Source organism: Bacillus sp. TH50 (genome assembly GCF_016650565.1).
In the GTDB taxonomy this organism is placed as follows: domain Bacteria; phylum Bacillota; class Bacilli; order Bacillales; family Bacillaceae_G; genus Bacillus_A; species Bacillus_A mycoides.
On record NZ_JAEKFM010000007.1, the window covers coordinates 973,126 to 998,926 of the forward strand.

Sequence of the window (25,801 nt, forward strand, 5' to 3'; positions counted from 1 at the left end):
GGGTATATTATTTAAGTCAAAGTACTGTTACTAAGAATTTTAAAAAATACAAAGATGGCTTAAGAGCTATCTTTGTATTTTTTATGTAAAGCAATAGTGTTTTTGATTATCTTCATCATGGAATGATTTTATTTTCCACTTGCTGCTGAATGTGCTACAAAGATTATCGTTTAAAGGTAGTTTCTTCCCCAAGATTCATGTAGGTAAATTCCTTTTTCTTTTTTCTTTTCTTAGAATGTCTTTCATCATTAACTTCTTGATCGTAAGCAGTAGTAAACGCGTCTAAATCCAATTTTGGATTCAATTCTTGTACAATATCCGTAATTTCAGGTATTTTATCTGCATAAAAATCGATTACCCTACTTCTGCCTTCCTTGTTATCAGAAATTATTGGATATGGTGTTGTTACATTGTTAGTATTTTCATATGTTTTAAACTTAATATAACCAAGTGATGATAATAATTTTCCTAATGTCTTGCCTTGATGACTAAATAGAGGAACAAAGTTTTCCTGCCTGCTTAAATAATCATCCATAAATTGTAGTACTGAAGCCCATTGAAGCTTTAAACTGTTTTTATTCAAGTCCAATATACCATAGATGTTATTATCGTTATTTAATTTGGATCCATAAATAAGATCCACTGTTTCAATAACCTTAATCTTTTTTCTATCAGTAATTTTTTTAGCACATCTATAAATTGCTCAACAAGAGGAGGAAGAACAGCCTTTTTTTGTTCTATTAATACTGTCATTAGTATTTCTCGAGCTTTGTTACAGTGTTCTATATACTGCTCTGGTGTAATAAACCCCATTTCCTTTCCATAAGTCATATAGAAATTAAAAGCTATAATCATGTGAGTGATACTATCAACTACTCGAGCGTGTATAGTTACATCTAATTCTTTCTTCAATTTAATAAAATCGTAATGATAATCATCCAATAAATTATTATTTAGTTTAGTCTCTAACCATCGTAAGTAATTTTTTATACTTGTTTGCAAGTAAAGACCATTTTTGTACTCTGTAAATTTTTCTACCCGTACTTTTTCAAAATTATTTTCAGTGGAATTGAAAATATTATCCATTTTAACGCGTATGAGTCTTGCTGCGGTTGAATGATTCTTTTCATTCATATCTATAAACTTTTCACCAGTAAACAGTATCATCCCTTTGGGAACCACTTCATTATCTAAGGAATTGGACTTATCACTTAGAGAGCGAATCATATTTTCAACCTTTGCCATTGTATTGTTTTCATCATTTTTATTTTTAGATGTACCAAAATCATCCAAGATTAATACGCAATCTTTATAATCTAAACTAGCTTTTTTCATAGTATTTCTAAATGCATCAACACGTAACATATTTGTTTTATCGAATACTTTAGAAAACAACTCTGCTATACTTGTTTTCCCAGTTCCTGACCTGCCGTAAATCCAGAGGGAAAAGTTAGGACTTAAATCTTTGGTCTGAGTCAAAGGTGTTGTAAGCAATGAGGTTAACAGGAAACATAAAAGTGAGTAAGTAAGTTTAGGGTCACATAGATCGAGCATTTCCAAGGTGTGTTTGAATGCCTTTTCTTCGGAGAGATTCGGATTAGCTAATAGGTCAAATCCTTGTACCGATGTCTTGGCTTGTAAATTATTTTCTAGTATAGATGGATACGACCCATTCGAATATAGGTATACCCATTTATTGTTATAGACGTTCCAGCCAATTGAATCAAATTCTATTGACTTATTTACTTCCTTTGAAAGGAGGTACACAAAGTCTAATATTAATTCGAAATTTTCTTGTATTTTGGGATATAGCTTACAGAAGGGATTCCAATTTTTTATCCATTTTTTATTGTTTAGGTCTTTCGTAAAAACTTCAATTCTCGGGAGTCTTTCTCTTCCTTTTATAACGCCTTCAAAAATATACTTATACTCTTCGTAAACACCATTTGATTCTTTATAAATAATCTGCGTTAAAATCGGTAAAAAATTGCAAACTTTATTTTGTTTTTCATTTTTAGTAAGGAGTAAATCACCTTCTTCGTTTATTCCGTATTCATTATCAGTAAGTATTTTTTGGAAGTAAATAGGAAGTTTTAAAAGTTCTAATTGATTTTTATTCATTAAAATTATCTCCTCTCATCAAAAATATGTGAAAATATGAAGTTTTTAGATGTTATTTTTCATATTTTCATTTATTTTATTATGTAAAATATAAAACAAAATAAAGAAGAAGGATACAATATAATGAAAAATAATTAACCATAAACAATAGAGTAATAGTAAATTAAAATATTTTAGCCGTACATTACAATGCTGGAATTTTAAGAAAGGGGGTAGGGGTAACATATGTTTTAAAATTATGATGATGTAGTTACTGTTGAAAAGAAAATAGAAATGTTAGATATAGAAAGAAACAGGGTTTACGAATTACTAGAGTATGTCCTTACTAAAGTGCAATTTCAGATAGAAGAATATAAGCAAAAAAATGAATATCTTTGGGTAAATAAACGGGGGAAAATAGTCGTTGTTTTTAATTTCTTGTAAAACGAGGGAATATGGGATGGACGGAACAGATAAAATTGTTAAAACAAATAGTGTAACGTTATAGTGGACGAATAAAGGATTACAATGGTTAGAAAAAATCCTTTGAAAGTTGCACAATAATGAGAGTGATAAAGAGATGATTTCTACGCTTTGTAGAAAGAACATCTCTTTTTTATTTGGAGCAAGCTATAGAATACGACGAGGTGATTAATTTGAATACGATTGATGTTTTATATATTAAAAATATGGTGCTTAAACGAATAAATGTACTGTTAAAAGATGTGAAAAACAGTGATGAATTGAATAGAAAGTTATGTAATTATGTGATTGGGTTAGGGAGGAAATTTGGATATGAAGGAGCAAGGATGAAACTAGAAACTTATGCTATGAACAAAAGTGGTTATATTGACGTGATATGGATGAATGAGTTGGGAGATATTGAGTGGGCAATATCAATTGATGGAGGTTTGCGTAAAAGATCAATTGCTAAATTACAAGCAGTTCATACCGAAAATAAATTATGGTTATATTATGGGAATTCAAAGAAACTAAGAAAATTTATAGAGAAAAATGATCCGAATGGTGACATCAAGGTTATACATTTAGGGGATTTTAGAAAGAAAATGAGGAATAAATCTGCTTCCGAAAATATATTGAATAAAGTTTTTTAACATCAAATAACGAAAGATAATTACATTTAATTTCCCATAAACATTTAAGTAAAGATAGATTTTCTAGATATATATTATAAGTTTGAGCGCTAAGAAAAGAGGTGATTGGCTATGTTTGAGAATTACGATGATGTTGTAAACGTAGAAGATTTAATGGAAATGCTAAACATTGGGCGAAACAAAGCATACGAATTATTACAATCAGGAAAAGTTAGATCATTTAAAGTTGGAAAATTGTATCGAATTCCTAAAGTATGTATCCAGCAATATGTGCTTTCTAAAGTAAACATGAAAATGGAAGAGTACACGGGAAATAGTTATTAATTTTTCAAGCAGCGATGGAATTGTCGCTGCTTTTTAATTTGTATATTTAGGAGGATGAAGATAATGGCAGGCAGAACAGTAAAGAAAGATCAAAATACAAAGAAATGGTATTTTATTTTAACACATGGAAAAAAAGAAGACGGCAAACCAAGGCAATTTAAAAAGAGGGGATTTAAAACAAAACAAGAAGCTCAGAAAGCGATGCTAGAGTTAGAACAATCACTAACATTGGGAACATACATACAGCCAAATAAAATTCTATATAAAGAGTATTTGTCAGAGCGATTTTTAGAAGATAAAATGACGAAGGTAAAGAAGCAAACTCTAAATACATATAGATGGGTTGTTGAAAAACACATCATTCCAGCAATAGGAGATGTGGAATTAACAAAACTCAATCCGATAATTATACAAGGGTTATATAACAAACTAACGAAAGAAAAGGTTTTATCGGATGAAAATATTCAAAAAGTACATACGTTAATTAACGATTCATTGAAAAAAGCTGAAAGATGGGGATTAATAGCTCGTAACCCTGCTGCTCTTGTAGATCGGCCAAAAGCAGTAAAGAAAGAGATAACAGTATGGAATGTAGAAGAGGTAAGGCAGTTCTTGAAGTATGCCAAAAAGAGCGGAAGATACTATATAGCATTTTTACTAGCCTTAACAACAGGAATGAGACAAGGAGAAATATTGGGACTTCGTTGGAAAGATGTAGATTTTGAAAATGGCTGTGTACGTATTACTCAAACGCTTAGTAGTGATGGAAAAGACCTATTGCCTTATACAAAAACAAAATCAGGTTCACGGACAATTGATTTACCAGAAGAAACGGTTACAGCCTTAAAAAAGCATTGGCTACTTATAAGAGGAGAAAGAGAAAAAAATCGTTCTTATAAGAATTTAGATTTAGTAGTATGTACAGAATTTGGTACACCTACTCATAAAAGTAATATTCGTAGAGTCTTTAAATCTATCATTAAAAAAGCAGATATCCCTAAAATTCGATTTCACGATATGAGACATACTCATGCGACATTGTTGTTATTACAGGGAGTAAATCCTAAAATTGTATCGGAACGGTTGGGACATGCTGATGTTAGGATTACATTGGATACATATAGTCACCTATTGCCGAGTATGCAGAAAGATACAGCAATCCAATTTGGAAAGATGTTGTTTGATGAGGGGGATAAGGATAATATAGAAATTAATTTAGACTAAAAATCGTATAATTAATTTTGTACCAACGTCAGGGATAGTATGTTGTTTAGGATTAATAGGGATGAACTGTAGGCGCGGTTTTTTATTCAATTTAACATGTTATAGTTATTGGTTATTCTTAACTACACTGATATTGTTAAGAGAAAGTTATATCGGTGTAGTTAAGAGGATTAGAATAACCATAAACATTCTCTAAATAACATAAGTGAAATCATTTTCTTAAGTAGTTTGTTTATATCACTATTAATTGTAGGAATTAATAAAATATTCGCTGTAAAAATATTTTTATATAAAAATATACATATTTTTGGGATAATAATAGTATTCAACATATTGGAGTGATAATCATGAGTCTAGAAAATGAAATTGCAGCTAGTATCAATGAAATTAAAACTGATGCTTATAGGATGTCTATTGGAGAAATAGCTAATTTATACAACGAGGGAGATATTGAAATATTCCCGGAATATCAAAGATACTTTAGATGGAATATAAACCAAAAGTCAGACTTAATAGAATCGATTATTTTAGGAATTCCTATTCCACCTATTTTTGTAGCACAAGAAGCTTCGGGTAAATGGGATGTAATCGATGGCCTTCAAAGGATTAGCACAATACTAGAGTTTATGGGGATTCTAAAGAAAAGAAATCAACAGGAAGAACTATATGAACCTAGTCAAATGACTAAAACCAAGTTTTTACCTTCATTAGAAGGAAAATGGTGGGATAACAAAGATGATACGACTAATAGTCTGAGTGCTGATTTAAGAAGGAAGATTAAAAGAAGTAAGTTGGATTTTATTATAATTGATAGTACAGCAAACCCAAAAGCAAAGTATGAAATGTTCCAAAGATTAAATACGAACAATTCTAAACTTACAGATCAAGAAATTAGAAATTGTTTAATGCTTATGGTTAATCCAAAATACTTCGAAACTGTAAATACCCTTGCAGAGAATGCAATATTTAAATCAATAACATGTTTAACTGCGAAAAGTTTGGAAGAGCAGTTTGATAAAGAATTAATAGTGAGATATATTATAGCTCGTTCTGCAAATTTAGAAGAAATAAATTTACAACAGGATATTGGTATTTATTTAACAGAAGAATTGATTAATATGATGGAGCTAAATATAGCTAACTTAGAACAATATTCTGAAGAATTTATAAAGGCAATAGAGTTATTGAATGAAACTTTAGGAGATAAAGCTTTCAAAAAATATAATAGAGATAAGGAAAATTCTGAAGGCGGATTTTCACTTAGTTTGTATGAGTCGCTTGTAACTGGATTGAGTGAAAGTAAAGATCCATGGGAGAATAAGGAACAATTAATAGAATTGATTAAGCAAATACCATATGACAGTAAATTTGAACATGCTACTCTGCGTGGAAGAAGACCAATTGCAAGATTCCAGGAATTAACTATGTTATCAAGGGAATTATTTAAAAATGAAGATTAGAGATTTGGAAAATTTGGAAGAAAGAATCGATAAAGATTTTTCTTGGAGAAAAATGGAGTTATTGCAATTGAAAATGGCCATAGAGAAGAATAATGTAGCTCTTTCAAAAAAAACTCTTGTTCGAAGTGGGATTGCGTTATTATGTGCTCATTGGGAAGGATTTATACGAAGTGTAGCAAACTATTATGTCGTCTACATTTGTACTCAAAAAATTAAAAATAAAGACTTAAAGGGGAATTTTTTAGCATTTAAGGTTAAAAAAGATGTTATATTAAGTGGAAATTCCCCGAAAAACTCAGTCCATACTCAATTTTTATCCAAATTAGAGAGTCTTCAGGAAGAAGTGTTTTATATCAAATATGATGATAAACCTTTTAAGAGAATAATTAATACCGATTCCAATTTGAGTTTCGAATTGTTTGATGAGATATTAAAGAGTATAGGGTTACAGAATATCTATGAAACTAAAAAAATTATATTGATAATGAGATGTTAAAATATAGACATGAAATAGTCCACGGTGAAAGTTATAAAGATACAGAATATAATTTTGCAGAAGTATATGATCAGGTGCTGTCTATAATGGAAAGTTTTAAAAACCAAGTAATTGAAGCAGCTGAGGAAAAGGAATATTTAAAAGTATAGTATGAAAAATCATGCTGTTTAAAAGAAATAATTTAAAGGAAAAGGATTGAACAAAGGAGTATTTGTTCAATCCTTTTTGAATTTTACAGGATATGAATAATTCAAAGGGAGTATTAAATAATATATAATGTTACTTATGGAGGTATCTGAATGATGTTAGATTTTTTAAGGGATATTAATGAGAAGTCAAGTGACACAACAAATAGAAGGATAGAAGATATTAATAAGGATTTAAATGAGCAGTTTTTTACTCCAATGCAAGTGGCATATTTTATGAGTTCAATGTTTAAACCAATAAAAAAAACTGTTATTAATTTTCTGGATGCTGGTGCTGGTGTGGGAAATCTAACAGCTTCTTTTATAGCTTATATATGCACATGGGAGCACAAGCCGAAAAAAATAAACGTGCTACTCTATGAAATAGATAAAACTTTATTCCCAGATTTAAGAAGAAATATGGAATTATGTAGTGAATTATGTAGTGAAAATGATATTCAATTAGAAATCATAATTAAAAATGAAGATTTTATTGAAAGTTCAGTAAGTGAATTGAAAGTGGATAAAACTTCTAAAAAATTCGATTTTATTATACTTAATCCGCCTTATAAAAAATTAAATACGGATTCCTGGCATAAGACTTTGACTTTAGAAGTAGGCATTGATGTTCCAAATTACTATGCAGCTTTTGTGGCCTTATCATATCGCTTATTGGAGAAAAATGCACAATTGGTATGTATTGTTCCCCGTAGTTTTTGTAATGGACAATATTTTAAAGCATTTAGGAATGATATGATAAACAATGTCAGGTTAGAAAAGTTGCATCTTTTTGAATCTAGAAAGGATATATTCTATGATGATGTTCTCCAGGAAACTCTGATAATGCTGCTAGCAAGAAAAAAACAGCATTTGTCAGATAATATTTATATTACAGAGAGCATTAATGATGACTTTTCAGAAATACGCAAAACAAAAAAGAGATTTGACGATGTTATTTTTCCGACGGATACAGAAAAAGTAATTCGGATTATAAGGGAAGATGACACGGAAGTTGTGAGTAGAATGCACTCTCTCCCTTGTAAGTTGGAAGATTTAAATATCAGTGTTTCTACAGGACCGATTGTTGATTTTAGAGAAAAGGAAGGCTTATTGTCATGTGAAAATACTCTGTGGGCGCTCCCTGTAATTTATCCTGAGAATTTTAAGAATGGAATAGTTCAATGGCCCATTGAGGGAAAGAAGCCTGGATACTTAATTGAAGATGAAAGTAACATTAAGAGGTTAAGACCACCAGGTATTTATGTTCTTGTAAAAAGAATGAGCTCAAAAGAAGAAAGAAAAAGAATTGTAGCCGCTGTGTACGATAGTGCATTGATAGGTAAAGTTAATATTGCATTTGATAATAAGGTTAATTACTACCATATAAAGAATGAAGGATTAATAAACAGAAATTTAGCTAAGGGATTATCTCTTTACTTAAACTCTTCGTTAGTTGATTTTTATTTTAGGACATTTAGCGGTAATACACAGGTAAATGTTTCTGATTTAAAGTCATTAAAATATCCAGCTGTTGAAGATCTAGAAATTTTAGGGGAAACTTATGATTTTGAACTACCACATCAAGAAGAAATAGATGCAATCATTAATAAAGTTTTATTTGAATAAAATGGGGACTTCAGTTTTAAAAACTGAGTCCCTTTTTCTTTTCATTCTCTAATATGTTTCATAAGAAATTTTTTGTTTAGATTCTATTATATACACTACTGTTCCTTCTGCAATTACAGAAGAATAGCGTTGATACAGCTTAGAAGTTAAAAATACAGTGTGAAATTTAATATTGAAGGGACAATCTTTAAAAAGATTAATCAGCTCTTTTTTTCGTAAAGTATCAACTGGACCAGATGAAGCTACGGCTTCGTAAACAATAACGGTATTTGTATCAGCGTCAAATCCTACCACATCAGGTAATTTTGCGTGGTCATCAATTGTAAGCTTTATATGTGTACATAGCTCAGGTTCATTAAATTTATTCTTGTCTTTTGTATCGCCAATGTAGACCAGGTGAGGGTTTTTATATTCTAATTTAAATAATTCCTCTACAATAAACTTTTCAATTACATTATGTTCGCCAGGTGATAACGTAAGAGTTGCGCCTGTACCTGGTATAGAAACCTGAATATCTTGTCTTTTTAATGAGTTGAGTTCAGCCCTTCTATTTGAAAGCTCAATATTAATAAACTCTCCTTTTAATTGGCTAAATTCCATTGAATCCTTTTGGAATGCTGTTAGAAGCTTCTCAAATTTATCTGAAAGGGTGTAATTGGTTAATCCAGAGTTAGTCGGACGATTTGGATCGTCGGCATTAACTAACACCATTCCATTATCGACAAGGTATTTTAAACTATGTTTTCGAATTGTTTCACGAGTATTTTCCGCATAACTTTTTCCTAAATCATTCTCCGCAAACCTTAATATATCTGTAATTCTTGCTCCATCTGCTAAGCAATTTTTCCCTTTAATAAGATTCTCGCGAGTTTTTGTATCTGATAAGGCTAGGACACAAATAGCTGTCATATCAGTAATGCTTTTTTGTGGGAAAGCTAATTCTTCAAGAAGTGATTTCACTGTATCAATAGTTAATGAGTATTTCAAAATGACTCCTCCTTATTCCACCTGCGGCGTCGCAGGTGGTTTTTAGTTATAGAATATCACATGTGGTTAAAATTATGCAATAGAAATTAATATTCAGCCTTAAAAATATTAGGATTTTTAAATTCATATATGAAACAATGGATAGATCGTTTTAAAGGTGTGGCTACAAAATATCTTGATAGTTACCTCGCTTGGTTCCTATTTGTAGATAGTCGAAGCAATGAAAGTACAAAGTTATTTGAAAGGGTGTAATTGGTTAATCCAGAGTTAGTCGGACGATTTGGATCGTCGGCATTAACTAACACCATTCCATTATCGACAAGGTATTTTAAACTATGTTTTCGAATTGTTTCACGAGTATTTTCCGCATAACTTTTTCCTAAATCATTCTCCGCAAACCTTAATATATCTGTAATTCTTGCTCCATCTGCTAAGCAATTTTTCCCTTTAATAAGATTCTCGCGAGTTTTTGTATCTGATAAGGCTAGGACACAAATAGCTGTCATATCAGTAATGCTTTTTTGTGGGAAAGCTAATTCTTCAAGAAGTGATTTCACTGTATCAATAATTAATGAGTATTTCAAAACGACCCCTCCTAATTTCGTCTGCGACGTTGCAGGTAGTCTTCAGTATTAAAGTACCACATGTGGTTAAAATTATGCAATAGAAATTATGATTTATTTTTTTGTTTTTTTATGAGTATTTCAAAATGATCCCTCCTAATTTTGTCTGCGACGTTGCAGATAGTCTTCGGTATTAAAGTACCATAGGTGGTTAAAATTATGCAATAGAAATTATGATTTATTTTTTTGTTTTTTTATGAGTATTTCAAAATGACCCCTCTAATTTTGTCTGCGACGTTGCAGGTAGTCTTCGGTATTAAAGTACCATAGGTGGTTAAAATTATGCAATAGAAATTATGATTTATTTTTTTGTTTTTTTTATGAGTATTTCAAAATGACCCCTCCTAATTTTGCCTGCGACGTTGCAGATAGTCTTCAGTATTAAAGTACCATAGGTGGTTAAAATTATGCAATAGAAATTATGATTTTTTGTTTTCGGAACATTCAGGCTGTTAAATTCTCGTATGAAATAATGGATATACCGTTTTAAAGGTATGGCTATAAAATATCTTGATAATGACCTCGCTTGGTTCCTATTTGTAGATAGTCGAGGCAACGAAAGTAAAATATTAAAGAATTCCTTATAGTATCGTTTGTATTTGAAATGATGGACACTTATGATAGCTTACGTCTTTCAAAATTTAATGTTTAGTTTGTCTTCTATATGAAGTGAACAAATAAAACCGACTTTTTACTTATGATTTTATTATTTCCATTTGGAAAACCTAAGTAAAAAGGGGTGTGCCAATGTGCAAAAATATATTTGTGATTGCTTTTATAGTATTGATGATAAGTTTGAATCTTGAGAAGGCTTACGCAAGTGAAAGAGTAGTCTTTTTGAGTATTCCATCGAAAGTTTGGCATCAAAATATTTACTTAATAGCAGAAAAAAAGCTGGATGGATTATGAAAATTTCATGGTATAGATTGAAGATATGGAGAAATCTGTATACTATTTTCCGAAATGGTATCACGGGAAATATGCCCCTGCACTTTATAAAGAAGATATAAATGGCGACTCATTAGAAGGCGTTATCGTTGTGTTAAATAATGATCAGGCCGGTCTTGGTAATCCCCTAAAAGACCTCCATATTCTCAATCAAATACATGACCCATATAGTAGATTTTATGAAGCTAAAGCAGAACCTATAAAAATGACGATAAAAAATGATAATCTTGTTAATATTTATATAGGTGAAAAGAAGCATACAATTGATATTTTCAAGTATGATTATATAAATCCACGAAACCGATTCTTTGCAATTGAGTTAATTGAATATAATATTAAAAATGGAAAATTGTTCGCAACTGTTCCTGCCTATGTTGTACGAGATGATAGTGTACAAGGCGGTTATATTGGATACTTAAAACTTCAATATACTTGGGATGAGAAAAAGTACGTTACAAAGCAAATTGATTTAATTAAATCAGCTCCCAAAAATTAAGATGTAGGGTTAGTTAATTCGGAACAAAAATACAACGAAATTTGGGGATTATGTATGAAAAAGAACTTGAAGGAATGGGGAATGGAAGAAATGTTAAAATAACTTCTTGACGAGTTAAAAGAGATGCGAAAGGACATGACAGAAGCGAAAGAAGGTCAGAACCATTTGCGGACAGATTTAACAGAAATAAAAGAAGGTCAAAACCAATTGTAAAAGAATTTTATTGAAATCCTTGTTACTTATAAAGAAAAAATTAAAGAACATGTTGATGACAAGACATGAGTTTTAAACAGACGAGTGTATACTGTAGAAACAGACATTCAACGAATAACGAGACAATAAAGTATGCGTAGCCTTAATGCTCCTTTTTTGTTTATCAATATCAATGATACTATTTAACACAGCCACATTGTAAAATACATGAAGGATGACGTTGACCAAATGAAACAGTTATTGACCAAATCTTGACCAACCAGCAAAAAGTTTATCTTTCAAAAAGAGACAAAAGTTTGCTACATAAAGAAAACCCCTTGATATTCAAGGGGTTTCTCATATGATCCCGACTGGCTTCGAACCAGCGACCTCCACCCTGTCAAGGTGGCGCTCTCCCTGCTGAGCTACGGGATCTTCAAAAATGCTTATCTAATAGCATCTTTAATAAATCTGCTAAAGCAATTATATATAATTAACTGAAATTTTACAATATTTTATATTAGATGTGTAATGGAAAAAAGGTTTATTTTAGAATTTATATTATAATGTATGTTTTTATTTTTAATACGTAGAAGATGATGACTTGTTATGATTTCCGATACCAATCCAAAGGACCTTCATCGCTTAAGTCAACAAGAAAAGGGGATAAGAAGTGTAAAGATAAGCTTATAAGTTCTGGCATAGCGTTCAATGTTTTCTTTGATAGATATTGCCTTCCGAAGCAATACGGACAATCTTTTTCAAATGTCACGAGTATCGACCATACATCTTTTACTTTCCACTTCGTTTTACAATATGTACAACGCGCCATGGAGTTCCTCCTCATTTTAAGGTGTTTTCTAATATATTCCATTTGATTGTACTAAAGTCAAGTGTATTTAGTGTGATAGAATATAAGTTGGTTTGTTTTTTTATATGGATGTATTCCGTAATTTATGACTAAATGAATGTAGTGTGAGGGTTATATAATAAGAGATTTTCATTTTTAATATGCAAATTGGCCAATATATCCTTTTTACAATTTTCAAGAAATCATGTATAAAAGAAGTACCAGATATTTATAAATATTCAGGAGTAGAGGGAGAATAATTGTAATGGTAAGAAAAACGTTTAAGATGCATGTGTCTAGAAATAGAACGATTTCGATTGATGGTTCGATTCTTGATGTGGATGTGACGCATGATGAGTTTTTACAAGAGTTCGTTGAGTGGGTCGATTCTAAAGGTTGGTCGTTTATGGGTATGACGGACGAGATTACGCCCGAAGAAGCTGGACAAAAGTTAATAGATTCGTTGATTGATGAGAAGGATAAGAAAGAGTAATTCCTTCTTATTTTTTGTTGTATATTTATGTTCCTAATCGTAAAAGTGTGATATAGTAAAAAAAGTGAATATTCTTCCAAATTAATACAAATTACATATAGGTTGGTAGAGGTATTTTATAGAATGTGAAAGTAAAGGGAAAAGGGAGAGTCATATGGTAAATTTTAAGAAAATTTCGGTTTTTGTTATGGTTATTTGTTTATTTTTTTTGACACCTATGACGTTATATGCTGAGACGAATATTGGAGTAAATCCGGAGCAAGTGGCACCTCCACCTGCGGAAGGGCCGAATGTTTTTAGTCAGTTTGCGACTACGATTGATGCGAAAACAGGAGATATGTTGTACGACAAAAATGCACATCATCGTGCGTTCCCTGCTAGTATGACGAAAGTGTTAACGGCGATTTTACTGATGGAGCATACGAAGCCAGAGGATCAATTTACGTTTTCACAATTAGCATTAGATCAAGAGAAGAGTAATTATCAAATTGAGTTTCACCCTGGTGAGACTATTAATAGAAATACTGCACTTATGATTTTAATGGTGCTGAGTGCGAATGATGTGTCGTATGCGATTGCGGAGCGTATTGGAGGAAGTGTTGAAAACTTCGCCAATATGATGAATGAAAGGGCGAAGCAATTAGGGGCTAAAGATAGTCATTTTGTAACGCCAAATGGATTGCATGATCCAAATCATTATACGACGCCATATGATATGGCCATGATTACGAGAGGTGTGCAAAAGTATCCTGAAATTTTACAAGCGATGAATACGAAAAGAACGACGGTTACGACATCTACGCAAACAGTTTCTATTTTTAATAAGTCTACTTATTTTGAAAATCCATATAGCATGGGTGGTAAGACAGGATTTACGAATGAAGCACGCAATACGCTCGTTTTATTAAATGAGAAGGATGGAAATCGTATTATAAATGTAGTAATGGCTTCTCAAAGACCTGAAATTTATGAAGATTTGAAGCAGATGGCGGAATATTCTTTTGGGCAATTTACGAAGCAAACTGTACTAGATAAACATAGTTGGCACCAAAAGGCAAAGTATTTAAATAAAGATGTTGATTCTGAGCTGGAAAAAAGTGCAGAGCTTATGCTAAAGAAAGATGAAGGAAAAAATATAAAAACGGCTTTTCGGGTTAATTCAGTGGATAAAGAATCTTTGTATCAAAAAGGAATTCATCGCGGTGAAGTAGTTGGTGCGGTAGATATTATAAAGAATAATCAAACGATTGCGACTATAAATGTTCTTTCAAAAGAAGATGTTACTTTTGCGATGCCTAAAAAAGATACAGTTGCACCTGAAGTAAAGGAATCGAATGTGAAAGTGATAAGTGTTGGAATAGGTGCGATTTTATTATTTGGAGCGATTTTATATGTAGTGCTGCGCCGAAATAACCAAGGGATGAAATCAGAAGAAAAATAAATTGCTAGTAGACCGTGATGAGATTTTGTCACGGTCTTTTTTGTATGCATTTCAAAAATGATTTAACTAATAATTGTAAATTTTCTTATTGCATTTCCAAATCGTTCGTTATATTATTTACTTGTGTTCTCGTTAGAGAACTAAATGAATATTGTATACTTCAAATAACATAAAACAACGGAGAGGGAGAGAGACGATGAAATTAATTTGGAAGGTGATTAGCAACGTTATCTCATTTGTTTTATTTGCGGTAATGGTTTGTTTAGCTTTTGTAGTTATTTCTTCAAAAGCGAGTGGCGGGGATCCAACAGTGATGGGATATCAATTTAAGAGCGTTCTTTCAGGATCGATGGAACCAACATTTTTGACAGGGTCAATCATTGCGATAGAGCCAACGAAAGATGGTTCTAAATATCAAAAAGGTGATGTTATTACGTTTAAAGAGAAAGATGAAAAAATTGTCACTCACCGTATTATCGGTGTGAAAGATACAAATGGAAAAGTAATGTATGAAACAAAAGGGGATAACAACAACGGACCAGATTTAGCACCAGTACTTGCAGAGAATGTAATCGGAAAGTATGCAGATATTACAGTTCCATACGTTGGTTATGGACTGAATTATGCGAGTTCAAAAGCGGGAGCAGCATTACTTCTTATTATTCCAGGAGTCTTTTTACTTGGCTATTCCGCGATTTCTATTTTTGGCGCTATTCGTAGCATCGACGGAGAAAAGAAAGATAAAAAAGTAGAACAATCCGTCTAGTTATCTTAGTTATTATTTCCTACGAGGAAATTAACAAATATATATATTATGGGGGATTTGGACATGACTTTAAAGAAAAAATTAGGGATGGGTATCGCATCAGCAGTACTAGGAGCAGCATTAGTTGGTGGAGGAACATTTGCATTCTTTAGCGATAAAGAAGTGTCAAATAATACATTTGCGGCTGGTACGCTTGATTTATCATTAAATCCATCAACAGTTGTTAATGTATCGAATTTAAAACCTGGTGATACAATTGAAAAAGAATTTAAACTAGAAAATAAAGGCTCTTTAAATATTAAAAAGGTTCTATTAAAAACAGACTATAATGTAGAAGATACGAAGAAAGATAATAAAGAAGATTTTGGTCAACATATTAAAGTAACATTCTTAAAAAATGTAGATAAGCATGAGACGATTGTGAAAGAAACTACATTAAATAAATTGAAGGGTGATACACTTACAGCAGTAAATAATGATTTAGCTGCTTGGTTCTGGGATGAAAAAGGTATTTCTGCAGGTAAATCTGATAAATTCAAAGTGAAATTTGAATTCGTTGATAATAAAAAAGATCAAAATGAATTCCAAGGCGATAAGTTACAATTAACTTGGACGTTTGATGCACAGCAAGGCGATGGTGAAACGAAATAATAATGACAACAAAAAGAGACTATCAAAAGTGGTAGTCTCTTTTTGTGTTAAAAGAGAAATGTAAAAAGAAACATAATTTTTATATCATTTTGTAATTCACTTTATTATAATAAAGGTATAGTTCTTGATAAAGAACAAGTTGTTCGATAGGAGAGATTAAAATGCTGAAGGCACCTCGCAAATTCAAAAAGATGCTTATATTGCCATGTTTGTGCTCTATTACTTTTTATTTAGGTTCTCAAATGATGACTTATACAGAGGCAGCTTTCATTCATGAGACGAAAGTGCAGGCTACTATTTCTACAGCAAGTATTTTTCCAAAAACAGTTGATCAGTTAACAAAGCAAGCTAAGCAACATAAGGAAGTTATTTTGCATGAGTATGAAGAGATGAAATCGAAATTAACTTTCACTTCCACTCAAGAGTTAGAACAGGTGCTTGTTACGTGGAAGCAAGGGCGTGAGAAAATAGCTGCTGAGAGAGAGTTATTACAAAAAGTATATGAATCAATAGAAAGTCCGTATAACAAAGCGAAAGAAGAGTTAAAGGAAAATGAAAGTGAATCTAATAAGCAAGTATTCTCGTATGTGAATGCTGGTTTTCATATAGTTAAAGAAAACTGTGAGTATGTTGATAAAGAGGTTAAATTACAGGTGATTGATAAACAAATTCAAGCTTTTGAGAAATTATTAGTAGATGAAACAGCAAAGCAAGTGAGTGAGGCTGAGAAGCAAAAGAAATTAGAAGAGAGCAAGAAACAAGAAGAGGCGAAAAAGTTAGAAGAGAGTAAGAAGCAAGAAGAGGCGAAAAAGTTAGAAGAGAGTAAGAAGCAAGAAGAGGCGAAAAAGCTAGAAGAGAGTAAGAAACAAGAAGAAGCAAAAAAGCTAGAAGAGAGTAAGAAACAAGAAGAAGCAAAAAAGCTAGAAGAAAGTAAGAAACAGGAAGAAGCAAAAAAGCTAGAAGAAAGTAAGAAACAAGAAGAACAGAAGAAATAGGAATAGTAAGTAAAATACAGCAGCATTTCGGAAGGAATAAACTACAATCATAAGACAAATAGGTGAGAGACCCCTACTACTCACCTATTTGCTTTGTTTTTCTTATTTCACTATTCGTAGGTATAAGGTCTTCACCTAAAAATTTAACGAATGTGAGGAAGTTAGTTGGCAGCCCACCACTTGGTGAAGGTTAATAATCAGTGGGGATGGGCAGAAAAACATTGATTAAAGTTTCACCTTATTTCTCAATAATTTTCTGAAAAAAGGAAAAATGTTGAGAAATAAAAATAATTAAAAAATATATTGTACTTATATAGTTTTGTTCGTTATAATGAACTTAAGGTTTTAAAAAAGAACAAATATTAGCTAAGCTAATATAGTTTTAGTTACACCTCTTATTTTGAAATAAGAGATAAAAATACAAAAAACAGCTAGGGGGAATTGATTGTGAGTCTGAAAAAGAAATTAGGTATGGGAGTTGCATCAGCAGCATTGGGGTTATCTTTAATTGGTGGAGGAACATTTGCATTCTTTAGCGATAAAGAAGTGTCAAACAATACATTTGCAGCTGGGACGTTAGATCTTACATTAGACCCTAAAACGCTTGTAGATATTAAAGATTTAAAACCAGGGGATTCTGTTAAGAAAGAGTTCTTATTAAAGAATAGCGGTACTTTAGCAATTAAAGACGTTAAATTAGCGACAAAGTATACTGTGAAAGATGCAAATGGTAATAATGCTGGTGAAGACTTTGGTAAGCACATTAAGGTGAAATTCCTTTGGAACTGGGATAAACAAAGTGAGCCTGTATATGAAACAACTTTAGCTGATTTACAAAATGCTGATCCAGATCTTTTAGCAAAAGATATCTTTGCTCCTGAGTGGGGAGAAAAAGGTGGATTAGAGGCTGGAACAGAAGACTATCTATGGGTACAATTTGTATTCGAAGATGATGGTAAAGATCAAAACAAATTCCAAGGCGATTCATTGAACTTAGAATGGACATTTAATGCTAACCAAACAGATGGCGAAGAAAAATAATAAATAAAAAAAGCGGGGGATTCCCCGCTTTTTTTTATAAAGAAAAAAAGAAGTGCCCGTTTTAAGCACTCTTTCATATGTATTATTGTTGATTTTTCTTCCATTGTGTAAATTCGAGAAATTCACGAAACTGTTCTTTTGAGACACCAGAGCTCATCGCATCTTTAACGAGTTGTGTCCATTCGGAGTCTAGATGACTTTCCGTTGTTGTTTCATCATGAAGTAAAGTATCAACTGGAATTTGTAGAACAGCTGCAATTTTTTCAAGAAACTGAATGGAAGGGTTTTTTTGTAAATTCCGTTCTATAGAACTAATGTAAGATTTAGCTACACCAGCTTTTTCGGCGAGTTCTGTTAGTGAAATGCCTTTTTGTAAACGAAGGCGTTTTATACGTTCTCCTATCATATTTGCGCACCTTTCTATCAATATGTCGTCGTCTTATGATGTCATTATTATAACATAAACTTCGTTAAAAAGAACAAGGCTATTGAGCTTGACTTGATGGCTTCATACGTTGGAAAAAGTGTTCGATATCTTGCAGGGCAATGCCAGCATCTAGAGCTTCAAGTATTAAATCAATCCATTCTTGATCCAGTGTGTCCGTCTTATCTTTGTACAATTGTAATTCCTCCCTAATTATCGGTCATAACTGCTGCTACAGAATATATGATAATACAATCGAATTTTGTATTTTATATAGTGAATCATCAAATATTTTGTAGATGCAACAAAGATAAAATCCCCATTAAATTCCCTCTATGGCGATTATAAAGTTTCTGACAGATATTTTCAATATTTTCTGAAAACATTGTTGAATTGTGATATATTCGTATACTAACTATGAAATTTTTACAAATATATTAAAAAAATTACATAATATAACTAAATATTGAAAATATATTGAATTTTTAATAATATAAAATATGTAATACATATTTTATATTAGGGGAGGAAATAAGGGATGAAAAAGAAACCGTTTAAAGTGTTATCATCAATTGCTTTGACAGCTGTTCTAGGCTTGTCACTTGGTGCTGGAAGTCAGCCTACATATGCTGAAACGCCGGAGAACAAGACAGCTACAAGTCCAGTTGATGATCACTTAATTCCAGAAGAAAGATTAGCAGATGCGCTAAAAAAACGTGGGGTAATTGATTCGTCAGCTTCAGAGAAAGAAACAAAGAAAGCTGTCGAAAAGTACGTAGAGAACAAAAAGGGTGAAAATCCTGGGAAAGAAGCAACAAATGGGGATCAACTTACGAAAGAAGCATCTGACTTTTTAAAGAAAGTGAAAGATGCGAAAGCAGACACGAAAGAAAAACTAAATCAGCCAGCAACAGGGACACCTGCAGCGACAGGCCCAGTTAAAGGCGGACTAAATGGTAAAGTACCAACTTCTTCAGCAAAACAAAAAGCATATAACGGCGATGTTCGTAAAGATAAGGTACTTGTTTTACTTGTAGAGTACGCTGACTTTAAACATAACAACATCGATAAAGAACCTGGTTATATGTATTCGGAAGACTTTAACAAAGAACACTATGAAAAAATGTTATTCGGTGATGAGCCATTCGCGTTAGAGGATGGAAGCAAAATCGAAACGTTTAAACAATATTACGAAGAGCAATCCGGTGGTAGTTACACAGTGGACGGAACAGTTACAAAATGGTTAACAGTTCCTGGTAAAGCTGCTGATTACGGTGCAGATGCTGCTACAGGTCATGATAATAAAGGACCAAAAGGACCACGTGATTTAGTAAAAGATGCATTAAAAGCAGCTGTAGATAGTGGTCTTGATTTATCACAGTTTGATCAGTTCGATCAATACGATGTAAATGCTGATGGAAATCAAAATCAACCGGACGGTTTAATTGACCACTTAATGATTATTCATGCGGGTGTTGGACAAGAAGCTGGCGGTGGTAAATTAGGTGATGATGCAATTTGGTCACATCGCTGGACAGTTGGACCAAAACCATTCGCAATTGAAGGTACGCAAGCGAAAGTTCCATATTGGGGTGGAAAGATGGCAGCATTCGACTACACAATTGAACCAGAAGATGGTGCGGTTGGTGTATTCGCACATGAATATGGTCATGATTTAGGTCTTCCAGATGAGTATGATACAGACTATACCGGTCATGGTGAACCAATTCAAGCTTGGTCTGTTATGAGTGGCGGAAGCTGGGCTGGTAAGATCGCAGGAACAACGCCAACGAGTTTCTCACCACAAAATAAAGAGTTTTTCCAAAAAACAATCGGTGGTAACTGGGCAAATATCGTAGAAGTAGATTACGAGAAATTAAATAAAGGTGTCGGTCTAGCAACATATTTAGACCAAAGTGTTACGAAATCTAGCCGACCAGGTATGATTCGTGTTAACTTACCAGATAAGGATGTAAAAACAATTGCTCCAGCATTTGGTAAACAGTATTACTACAGCACAAAAGGTGACAATCTTCACACGAAAATGGAAACACCACTGTTCGATTTAACAAATGCAACGAATGCGAAATTCGATTTCAAATCATTATATGAGATTGAAGCTGAGTATGATTTCCTTGAAGTACACGCTGTAACAGAAGATGGACAACAAACGTTAATTGAAAGACTTGGCGAGAAAGCAAATAGTGGAAATGCAGATTCGACAAATGGAAAATGGATTGACAAATCATATGATTTAAGTCAATTCAAAGGTAAGAAAGTAAAATTAACATTTGAGTACATTACAGATGGTGGTTTAGCATTAAATGGTTTCCTACTTGATAATGCGTCATTAACAGTAGATGGTAAAGTTGCATTCTCAGATGATGCAGAAGGTACATCACAATTTAAATTAGATGGTTTCGTTGTTTCTAGCGGAACAGAGAAGAAGAAACATAACTACTATGTAGAGTGGAGAAACCATACTGGATCAGATAGCGCATTGAAATTTGCTCGCGGTCCAGAATATAACTCAGGTATGGTTGTATGGTATGCAGACTCAGCTTACTCAGATAACTGGGTTGGTTTACATCCAGGACACGGTTTCCTTGGTGTAGTTGATTCTCATCCAGAAGCAATTGTAGGAACTTTAAATGGTAAGCCGACAATTGACAGTAGTACACGATTCCAGATCGCTGATGCGGCGTTCTCATTCGACAAAACGCCAGCTTGGAAAGTTGTATCTCCAACGCGTGGAACGTATACGTATAATGGCTTAGCTGGTGTACCGAAGTTTGATGATTCGAAAACGTATATTAATCAACAGATTCCAGATGCAGGACGTATTTTACCGAAGCTTGGTCTGAAGTTTGAAGTAGTAGGACAAGCTGATGATAATTCTGCAGGTGCTGTTCGTTTATACCGTTAATACAGTAAAACTACCGAGAGATTTTCTTTCGGTAGTTTTTTGTGAGCAATGAATTTTATATAAAGGGAAAAGTTATATATAATGTAACTTTAAGAATAGAAATTTGTTACATATGAAGTCTATATAAATAATGAAAGAATTGGATAAACATAGTGGGAGAAGGTGAGTGAATGAGTATTTCCTCTATTGTAAATAAACAAAAGCAATATTTTTATAATGGATATACGAGAAGTATAGAAACAAGAAAAAATAATTTGAAAAAGCTTTGTGATGGAATTCAGCGTTTTGAAGAAGAGATATTTCAAGCATTGAAATTAGATTTAAATAAGTCAGTTCATGAGTCGTTTACAACGGAAGTGGGGTATGTATTAAAAGAAATTTCTTTTCAATTGAAACATATGTCATCGTGGAGTAAACCGAAGCGAGTTCGAACAGCACTAACTCATTTCGGATCGAAGGGGAAGGTAGTACCAGAACCGTATGGTGTGACGCTTATTATTGCACCGTGGAACTATCCGTTTCAGTTAGCAATTGCACCTCTAGTAGGAGCGCTGGCAGCTGGGAATACAGTTGTTTTAAAGCCGTCAGAGTTAACGCCAAACGTTTCAAAAGTGCTTACGAGAATGTTAGGTGAATTATTCCCAGAAGAGCTTGTATCGGTAGTAGAAGGCGGTGCTCAGGAAAGCACTGCACTTTTAAAGGAACCGTTTGACTATATTTTCTTTACAGGTAGTGTTGGTGTCGGAAAAGTTGTTATGGAAGCAGCGGCGAAAAAATTAACGCCTCTTACGTTAGAGCTTGGCGGGAAAAGCCCATGTATTGTACATAAAGATGCAAAGCTAGATGTAACCGCAAGACGGATTGTTTGGGGGAAGTTTTTGAATGCTGGGCAGACGTGTGTAGCGCCTGATTATATGTACGTTCATTCTTCAGTGAAAGAGCAGTTAATCGAGGCATTACGACATGAAATCGCAGAGCAATATGGAAAAGATGCTTTGCAAAATGACAATTATGTGCGAATTGTGAGTGAGCGTCATTTTGAACGTCTATGTACATTTTTACAAGACGGTAAACCTGTGATTGGCGGGAATTATACGAAAGAAACATTACACATCGAGCCGACAGTGTTAACGAATGTTACATGGCAAAGTGCTGTTATGGAAGATGAAATTTTTGGGCCGATTTTACCAATTATAGAATATGACAAAATAGAAGAGGTAATTGAAACGATTCAGCACCATCCAAAGCCGTTAGCACTATATGTATTTTCTGAAGATAGAAAAGTGCAAAAGAAAGTGACGAGTAATATTTCATATGGCGGAGGATGTATAAATGATGTCGTATATCATCTTGCAACGCCATATTTACCTTTTGGGGGCGTTGGAAGCAGTGGATTAGGCAGCTATCATGGTGAACAAAGTTTTCGGACTTTTTCCCATTATAAAAGCATTTTGTCCCAATCTACAGCATTCGACATGAAAATTCGTTACTCTTCTACAAAAAGTGCTTTAAAATTCATACGAAAGTTGTTAAAATGATGATGGTGTTTATCAGTAGGCTTAGCCGTATGATAAAAACCCCTTCGCAACTGAAGGGGTTTTTCTGTTCGACATATGTATCATGCGAAAATGAATCAAACATACTACATAAAGAATAGAAGAGAACGCTGCTAAACAACCATTTTTGTTTGGATCGAAACAAAAAAATAGTCTATAGAACATAAATATTTATTCATGAATATAAAAATTAAAATTTAAGGTAGATAGGACGGGAAAATGAAAAAGATTATTAAAGTTGAAGCAGTAGAAAAACATTTTGGAAATCAAGTGATTATCCCCCCTCTTTCTTTAGATATTAAAGAAGGAGAATTTTTAACAATTTTAGGACCGAGTGGTTGCGGGAAAACGACTTTACTTCGTATGATCGCAGGATTTGAAACGCCAACTAAAGGAAATCTTTTATTAGATGATGAAAAGATTAACGATTTGCCGCCATACAAGCGTCATATGAATTTAGTGTTCCAACATTACGCACTATTCCCACATATGAATGTTGAAAAAAATATTTGTTTCGGTATGAAAATGCAAAAAGTATCAGCAGCAAAGCAGAAAGAACGTGCGGAAGAGGCAATGCGTTTAACGCAGTTACTTGAGTTCCGTAATCGTAAACCTTCGAAGCTTTCTGGTGGACAGCAGCAGCGTGTAGCAATTGCAAGAGCAATTGTAAACAACCCACGTGTATTACTATTAGATGAGCCACTTGGAGCGCTTGACTTTAAGTTAAGAAAAGATTTGCAACGTGAATTGAAAAACTTACAACGTAATTTAGGAATTACGTTCATATATGTAACGCACGATCAAGAAGAAGCGATGAGTATGAGTGATCGTATTGTCGTTATGAATAAAGGGCATATCGAACAAGTCGGCACGCCTAAGGAAATTTACAATAAGCCGAAAACATTGTTTGTTGCGACGTTCATCGGTGAAAATAATATCGTGAAAAATGGGGAAAACTACGTAGCAGTTCGCCCTGAAAATGTAAAAGTTCGCTCGGTTGAAGAGCCAATTTTAAAAGAATACCATCTTGGACATATTGAAGATATTGAATTTGTTGGAAATATGGAAAAGCTATATGTACGTGAGGAGAAAACAGCGGAATTACTAATGGCATACCAAACTGCTGAAGAAGCAACGCAGTGGAGCATTGGAGATAATGTATATGTAGGCTGGGAGCAAGAGGACGAGGTGACCTTAAATTGAAGAAAGGGAAATTACTCGCATTACCTACAGTCGTATGGCTGTTACTCTTCTTCCTAATTCCACTTCTGTTCGTATTAGCATTTGCCTTCATGCAGCGCGGAGCATACGGGACAGTGGAAATGAAATTTACATTAGATAACATAGCACGTGTGTTTGACCCATTATATATGGGGACGTTATGGGAAACAGTGAAGATAGCTGTTATTACGACAGTACTATGTTTATTAATCGGTTATCCATTCGCCTATACAATTACAATTGTTGATCGTAAATATCGTTCTATCCTTCTATTATTGGCAACGATTCCGTTCTGGATTAACTTTCTTGTGCGTTCATACGCATGGATTGTTATTTTACGTTCACAAGGACTTGTAAACACATTGCTATTGAAACTAGGTATTATTAGTGAACCTTTAAATCTGCTATATAATACGCCTTCTGTAATACTCGGAATGGTATATTCTTTATTACCATTTATGATTTTACCAGTGTATGCAGCAATTGAGCAGCTTGATAAGCGTAAGCTAGAGGCGGCTTATGATTTAGGAGCAACACCAGTAAAGGCATTTTGGAATGTAACAGTACCGATGACGATGTCAGGGATTACAACTGGTTCTATTTTAGTATTCGTTTCATCTATCGGAATGTTTGTTGTATCAGACGTTATGGGTGGATCGAAAGTAGCATTAATCGGAAACGTAATTCAAAACCAATTCTTAGGTTCACGTGACTGGCCGTTTGGTTCTGCGTTATCTATGATTGTTGTTCTATTCTCTGTTCTGTTAATTTACTTATATTATCGTGCAACGAAAGTATATAAATATGATGGAAACGGAGGGGAATAGGCAAAAATGAAGAAGTTTTTAGTTTCTTATTCTTGGTTAATCTTATTGTTTTTGTATTTTCCAATGATGGTTTTAATGGTATATTCCTTCAACGATTCTCGCATTAATGCGGAATGGGAGGGCTTTACACTCCATTGGTATACAGATTTATTTCAAAAACAAGATGTTATTGATGCGTTTGTAAATAGTATGACGATTGCTGTTATAACGACAATTGTGACGACAGTTCTTGGTGTGATTTTTGCTATTGCATTACACCGTTACAAATATCGTTTTGAAGGGGCCATTAACGGTCTTGTATATTTACCAATTTTAATTCCTGATATTTTAATGGGATTATCTTTACTTATCCTATTTAGTCAATTAGGTATGGAACTTGGAAAAACAACAATTATTATTGCACACATTACATTCAGTATTTCATTTGTTGTTGTTATTTTAGCGGCACGTCTTTCTGGTATGGGACGTGATTTAGAAGAGGCTGCAAACGATTTAGGAGCAACGCCGTGGCAAACGTTTCGTTATGTAACGTTTCCAGCAATTGCACCAGGAGTTATTTCAGCCGCATTATTAACATTCACATTATCGATTGATGATTTTGTAATTAGTTTCTTCGTATCAGGACCAGGATCAACAACATTGCCATTATACATTTATAGTATGGTTAAGCGCGGAGTATCACCTGAAATTAATGCTCTTTCTACAATATTAATTGTTGTAATTGTAGGATTAATGGTGCTATCGGAAATCTTCCGTAATAAAGGTGCAGACGGTGAAGAAAACTCTGGAGGACACCTTCCTTTATAATACGAATGATATAGAAAGAACGAGGAG

General features: G+C 33.2%; 27 protein-coding genes, 1 tRNA gene and 2 pseudogenes. 22 read left to right on the forward strand and 8 right to left on the reverse strand.

Annotation, left to right across the window (positions count from 1 at the left end):
* Nucleotides 1–163: 163 nt before the first annotated feature.
* Both JFU23_RS22050 and JFU23_RS22055 read right to left on the reverse strand, forming a co-directional pair.
* Nucleotides 164–643, reverse strand: a complete 480-nt coding sequence (locus JFU23_RS22050) for a hypothetical protein (protein WP_201032708.1) — start codon at nucleotides 641–643, stop codon at nucleotides 164–166.
* The gene (locus JFU23_RS22055; RefSeq protein WP_201032709.1) at nucleotides 616–2,121 is read right to left on the reverse strand and encodes a P-loop NTPase family protein; all 1,506 of its coding nucleotides are present in this window, start codon (nucleotides 2,119–2,121) and stop codon (nucleotides 616–618) included. The genes JFU23_RS22050 and JFU23_RS22055 overlap by 28 nt, the downstream gene beginning before the upstream one ends.
* A gap of 635 nt (nucleotides 2,122–2,756) precedes the next feature.
* Here JFU23_RS22055 and JFU23_RS22060 point away from each other — a divergent pair.
* The 7 genes from JFU23_RS22060 (at nucleotide 2,757) to JFU23_RS22090 (ending at nucleotide 8,530) form a co-directional block, all read left to right on the forward strand.
* Nucleotides 2,757–3,215, forward strand: coding sequence for a hypothetical protein (locus JFU23_RS22060; RefSeq protein ID WP_097883089.1), 459 nt, complete (start codon nucleotides 2,757–2,759; stop codon nucleotides 3,213–3,215).
* Nucleotides 3,216–3,326: 111 nt separating this feature from the next.
* On the forward strand, nucleotides 3,327–3,539 hold the full coding sequence (locus JFU23_RS22065) for a helix-turn-helix domain-containing protein (RefSeq protein WP_097883086.1): 213 nt from the start codon (nucleotides 3,327–3,329) through the stop codon (nucleotides 3,537–3,539).
* 63 nt (nucleotides 3,540–3,602) lie between these two features.
* Complete coding sequence (locus JFU23_RS22070) at nucleotides 3,603–4,763, forward strand: site-specific integrase (protein WP_097883083.1); 1,161 nt, start codon at nucleotides 3,603–3,605, stop codon at nucleotides 4,761–4,763.
* 347 nt (nucleotides 4,764–5,110) lie between these two features.
* Nucleotides 5,111–6,223, forward strand: coding sequence for a DUF262 domain-containing protein (locus JFU23_RS22075; protein WP_097883080.1), 1,113 nt, complete (start codon nucleotides 5,111–5,113; stop codon nucleotides 6,221–6,223).
* A gap of 4 nt (nucleotides 6,224–6,227) precedes the next feature.
* The gene (locus JFU23_RS22080; protein WP_207200015.1) at nucleotides 6,228–6,719 is read left to right on the forward strand and encodes an MAE_28990/MAE_18760 family HEPN-like nuclease; all 492 of its coding nucleotides are present in this window, start codon (nucleotides 6,228–6,230) and stop codon (nucleotides 6,717–6,719) included.
* Nucleotides 6,713–6,868 (forward strand): hypothetical protein, encoded by a 156-nt coding sequence (locus tag JFU23_RS22085; RefSeq protein WP_201032711.1) that lies wholly within the window; start codon nucleotides 6,713–6,715, stop codon nucleotides 6,866–6,868. The genes JFU23_RS22080 and JFU23_RS22085 overlap by 7 nt, the downstream gene beginning before the upstream one ends.
* 150 nt (nucleotides 6,869–7,018) lie before the next feature.
* Nucleotides 7,019–8,530: an Eco57I restriction-modification methylase domain-containing protein gene (locus JFU23_RS22090; protein ID WP_097883074.1), complete on the forward strand. Its 1,512-nt coding sequence runs from the start codon at nucleotides 7,019–7,021 to the stop codon at nucleotides 8,528–8,530.
* A 48-nt stretch (nucleotides 8,531–8,578) separates the two neighbouring features.
* Here JFU23_RS22090 and JFU23_RS22095 read toward each other — a convergent pair whose 3' ends face one another.
* The gene (locus JFU23_RS22095) at nucleotides 8,579–9,517 is read right to left on the reverse strand and encodes a BsuBI/PstI family type II restriction endonuclease (protein ID WP_201032712.1); all 939 of its coding nucleotides are present in this window, start codon (nucleotides 9,515–9,517) and stop codon (nucleotides 8,579–8,581) included.
* Between the two features lie 117 nt (nucleotides 9,518–9,634).
* Here JFU23_RS22095 and JFU23_RS22100 point away from each other — a divergent pair.
* Nucleotides 9,635–9,751, forward strand: a pseudogene (locus tag JFU23_RS22100) (IS1595 family transposase); the annotation flags it as partial.
* On the opposite strand, the gene JFU23_RS22105 reads toward JFU23_RS22100, so the two are convergent.
* On the reverse strand, nucleotides 9,700–10,023 hold the full coding sequence (locus JFU23_RS22105; protein WP_242483547.1) for a hypothetical protein: 324 nt from the start codon (nucleotides 10,021–10,023) through the stop codon (nucleotides 9,700–9,702). The pseudogene JFU23_RS22100 and the gene JFU23_RS22105 sit on opposite strands and share 52 nt — an antisense overlap.
* Nucleotides 10,024–10,592: 569 nt before the next feature.
* On the opposite strand from JFU23_RS22105, the pseudogene JFU23_RS22110 reads away from it, so the two are divergent.
* The 3 genes and pseudogenes from JFU23_RS22110 to JFU23_RS22120 all read left to right on the forward strand — a co-directional run.
* Nucleotides 10,593–10,792, forward strand: a pseudogene (locus JFU23_RS22110) (IS1595 family transposase); the annotation flags it as partial.
* A gap of 95 nt (nucleotides 10,793–10,887) precedes the next feature.
* Nucleotides 10,888–11,049 (forward strand): hypothetical protein, encoded by a 162-nt coding sequence (locus tag JFU23_RS22115; protein ID WP_201032714.1) that lies wholly within the window; start codon nucleotides 10,888–10,890, stop codon nucleotides 11,047–11,049.
* A 25-nt stretch (nucleotides 11,050–11,074) separates the two neighbouring features.
* Complete coding sequence (locus tag JFU23_RS22120; protein ID WP_097881748.1) at nucleotides 11,075–11,584, forward strand: hypothetical protein; 510 nt, start codon at nucleotides 11,075–11,077, stop codon at nucleotides 11,582–11,584.
* Nucleotides 11,585–12,138: 554 nt separating this feature from the next.
* On the opposite strand, the gene JFU23_RS22125 is transcribed toward JFU23_RS22120, so the two are convergent.
* Both JFU23_RS22125 and JFU23_RS22130 read right to left on the reverse strand, forming a co-directional pair.
* A tRNA-Val gene (locus JFU23_RS22125) sits at nucleotides 12,139–12,211 on the reverse strand.
* Between the two features lie 172 nt (nucleotides 12,212–12,383).
* Nucleotides 12,384–12,608 carry a hypothetical protein gene (locus JFU23_RS22130; protein WP_201032715.1) on the reverse strand — a complete coding sequence of 75 codons (225 nt, stop codon included), beginning with the start codon at nucleotides 12,606–12,608 and terminating at the stop codon, nucleotides 12,384–12,386.
* A gap of 283 nt (nucleotides 12,609–12,891) precedes the next feature.
* Here JFU23_RS22130 and JFU23_RS22135 point away from each other — a divergent pair, with 283 nt between their 5' ends.
* The 6 genes from JFU23_RS22135 (at nucleotide 12,892) to calY (ending at nucleotide 18,013) form a co-directional block, all read left to right on the forward strand.
* Complete coding sequence (locus JFU23_RS22135; RefSeq protein WP_085309857.1) at nucleotides 12,892–13,119, forward strand: hypothetical protein; 228 nt, start codon at nucleotides 12,892–12,894, stop codon at nucleotides 13,117–13,119.
* 154 nt (nucleotides 13,120–13,273) lie between these two features.
* Nucleotides 13,274–14,560, forward strand: a complete 1,287-nt coding sequence (locus tag JFU23_RS22140) for a D-alanyl-D-alanine carboxypeptidase family protein (protein WP_002126097.1) — start codon at nucleotides 13,274–13,276, stop codon at nucleotides 14,558–14,560.
* A gap of 196 nt (nucleotides 14,561–14,756) precedes the next feature.
* On the forward strand, nucleotides 14,757–15,326 hold the full coding sequence (sipW, locus tag JFU23_RS22145; RefSeq protein WP_105584185.1) for a signal peptidase I SipW: 570 nt from the start codon (nucleotides 14,757–14,759) through the stop codon (nucleotides 15,324–15,326).
* Between the two features lie 63 nt (nucleotides 15,327–15,389).
* Nucleotides 15,390–15,977 carry a CalY family protein gene (locus JFU23_RS22150; protein WP_085309863.1) on the forward strand — a complete coding sequence of 196 codons (588 nt, stop codon included), beginning with the start codon at nucleotides 15,390–15,392 and terminating at the stop codon, nucleotides 15,975–15,977.
* Between the two features lie 161 nt (nucleotides 15,978–16,138).
* Nucleotides 16,139–16,972, forward strand: coding sequence for a DUF4047 domain-containing protein (locus JFU23_RS22155; protein ID WP_085309865.1), 834 nt, complete (start codon nucleotides 16,139–16,141; stop codon nucleotides 16,970–16,972).
* Between the two features lie 447 nt (nucleotides 16,973–17,419).
* Nucleotides 17,420–18,013 carry a biofilm matrix protein CalY gene (gene calY / locus JFU23_RS22160; RefSeq protein WP_085309867.1) on the forward strand — a complete coding sequence of 198 codons (594 nt, stop codon included), beginning with the start codon at nucleotides 17,420–17,422 and terminating at the stop codon, nucleotides 18,011–18,013.
* Nucleotides 18,014–18,095: 82 nt separating this feature from the next.
* Here calY and JFU23_RS22165 read toward each other — a convergent pair whose 3' ends face one another.
* Together JFU23_RS22165 and JFU23_RS22170 are read right to left on the reverse strand one after the other, a co-directional pair.
* Complete coding sequence (locus JFU23_RS22165; RefSeq protein ID WP_002011473.1) at nucleotides 18,096–18,419, reverse strand: helix-turn-helix domain-containing protein; 324 nt, start codon at nucleotides 18,417–18,419, stop codon at nucleotides 18,096–18,098.
* Nucleotides 18,420–18,498: 79 nt separating this feature from the next.
* The gene (locus JFU23_RS22170; RefSeq protein ID WP_000276222.1) at nucleotides 18,499–18,633 is read right to left on the reverse strand and encodes an anti-repressor SinI family protein; all 135 of its coding nucleotides are present in this window, start codon (nucleotides 18,631–18,633) and stop codon (nucleotides 18,499–18,501) included.
* A 342-nt stretch (nucleotides 18,634–18,975) separates the two neighbouring features.
* Here JFU23_RS22170 and inhA1 point away from each other — a divergent pair, with 342 nt between their 5' ends.
* From inhA1 to potC, 5 genes are all read left to right on the forward strand, one after another.
* Complete coding sequence (inhA1, locus tag JFU23_RS22175) at nucleotides 18,976–21,363, forward strand: M6 family metalloprotease immune inhibitor InhA1 (protein WP_201032716.1); 2,388 nt, start codon at nucleotides 18,976–18,978, stop codon at nucleotides 21,361–21,363.
* A gap of 170 nt (nucleotides 21,364–21,533) precedes the next feature.
* A complete protein-coding gene (locus JFU23_RS22180; RefSeq protein ID WP_201032717.1) occupies nucleotides 21,534–22,901 on the forward strand; it encodes an aldehyde dehydrogenase in 1,368 nt (455 codons plus the stop codon).
* Between the two features lie 237 nt (nucleotides 22,902–23,138).
* On the forward strand, nucleotides 23,139–24,122 hold the full coding sequence (potA, locus tag JFU23_RS22185; RefSeq protein WP_061675899.1) for a spermidine/putrescine ABC transporter ATP-binding protein PotA: 984 nt from the start codon (nucleotides 23,139–23,141) through the stop codon (nucleotides 24,120–24,122).
* Nucleotides 24,119–24,967, forward strand: a complete 849-nt coding sequence (gene potB / locus JFU23_RS22190) for a spermidine/putrescine ABC transporter permease PotB (protein ID WP_002126118.1) — start codon at nucleotides 24,119–24,121, stop codon at nucleotides 24,965–24,967. The genes potA and potB overlap by 4 nt, the downstream gene beginning before the upstream one ends.
* Nucleotides 24,968–24,973: 6 nt before the next feature.
* On the forward strand, nucleotides 24,974–25,774 hold the full coding sequence (gene potC / locus JFU23_RS22195; protein ID WP_002011483.1) for a spermidine/putrescine ABC transporter permease PotC: 801 nt from the start codon (nucleotides 24,974–24,976) through the stop codon (nucleotides 25,772–25,774).
* Nucleotides 25,775–25,801 lie beyond the last annotated feature (27 nt).

Excerpts from the sequence above, each read along its gene's own strand:
- JFU23_RS22130 (WP_201032715.1), bottom strand. The coding sequence starts at position 12,608 with ATGGCGCGTTGTACATATTGTAAAACGAAGTGGAAAGTAAAAGATGTA.
- JFU23_RS22055 (WP_201032709.1), bottom strand. The coding sequence starts at position 2,121 with ATGAATAAAAATCAATTAGAACTTTTAAAACTTCCTATTTACTTCCAA.
- JFU23_RS22105 (WP_242483547.1), bottom strand. The coding sequence starts at position 10,023 with ATGACAGCTATTTGTGTCCTAGCCTTATCAGATACAAAAACTCGCGAG.
- potC (WP_002011483.1), top strand. The coding sequence starts at position 24,974 with ATGAAGAAGTTTTTAGTTTCTTATTCTTGGTTAATCTTATTGTTTTTG.
- JFU23_RS22135 (WP_085309857.1), top strand. The coding sequence starts at position 12,892 with ATGGTAAGAAAAACGTTTAAGATGCATGTGTCTAGAAATAGAACGATT.
- JFU23_RS22165 (WP_002011473.1), bottom strand. The coding sequence starts at position 18,419 with ATGATAGGAGAACGTATAAAACGCCTTCGTTTACAAAAAGGCATTTCA.
- JFU23_RS22140 (WP_002126097.1), top strand. The coding sequence starts at position 13,274 with ATGGTAAATTTTAAGAAAATTTCGGTTTTTGTTATGGTTATTTGTTTA.
- JFU23_RS22085 (WP_201032711.1), top strand. The coding sequence starts at position 6,713 with ATGTTAAAATATAGACATGAAATAGTCCACGGTGAAAGTTATAAAGAT.
- JFU23_RS22090 (WP_097883074.1), top strand. The coding sequence starts at position 7,019 with ATGATGTTAGATTTTTTAAGGGATATTAATGAGAAGTCAAGTGACACA.
- JFU23_RS22075 (WP_097883080.1), top strand. The coding sequence starts at position 5,111 with ATGAGTCTAGAAAATGAAATTGCAGCTAGTATCAATGAAATTAAAACT.
- inhA1 (WP_201032716.1), top strand. The coding sequence starts at position 18,976 with ATGAAAAAGAAACCGTTTAAAGTGTTATCATCAATTGCTTTGACAGCT.
- JFU23_RS22065 (WP_097883086.1), top strand. The coding sequence starts at position 3,327 with ATGTTTGAGAATTACGATGATGTTGTAAACGTAGAAGATTTAATGGAA.
- JFU23_RS22180 (WP_201032717.1), top strand. The coding sequence starts at position 21,534 with ATGAGTATTTCCTCTATTGTAAATAAACAAAAGCAATATTTTTATAAT.
- sipW (WP_105584185.1), top strand. The coding sequence starts at position 14,757 with ATGAAATTAATTTGGAAGGTGATTAGCAACGTTATCTCATTTGTTTTA.
- JFU23_RS22120 (WP_097881748.1), top strand. The coding sequence starts at position 11,075 with ATGGAGAAATCTGTATACTATTTTCCGAAATGGTATCACGGGAAATAT.
- JFU23_RS22115 (WP_201032714.1), top strand. The coding sequence starts at position 10,888 with ATGTGCAAAAATATATTTGTGATTGCTTTTATAGTATTGATGATAAGT.
- JFU23_RS22155 (WP_085309865.1), top strand. The coding sequence starts at position 16,139 with ATGCTGAAGGCACCTCGCAAATTCAAAAAGATGCTTATATTGCCATGT.
- JFU23_RS22150 (WP_085309863.1), top strand. The coding sequence starts at position 15,390 with ATGACTTTAAAGAAAAAATTAGGGATGGGTATCGCATCAGCAGTACTA.
- JFU23_RS22070 (WP_097883083.1), top strand. The coding sequence starts at position 3,603 with ATGGCAGGCAGAACAGTAAAGAAAGATCAAAATACAAAGAAATGGTAT.
- potA (WP_061675899.1), top strand. The coding sequence starts at position 23,139 with ATGAAAAAGATTATTAAAGTTGAAGCAGTAGAAAAACATTTTGGAAAT.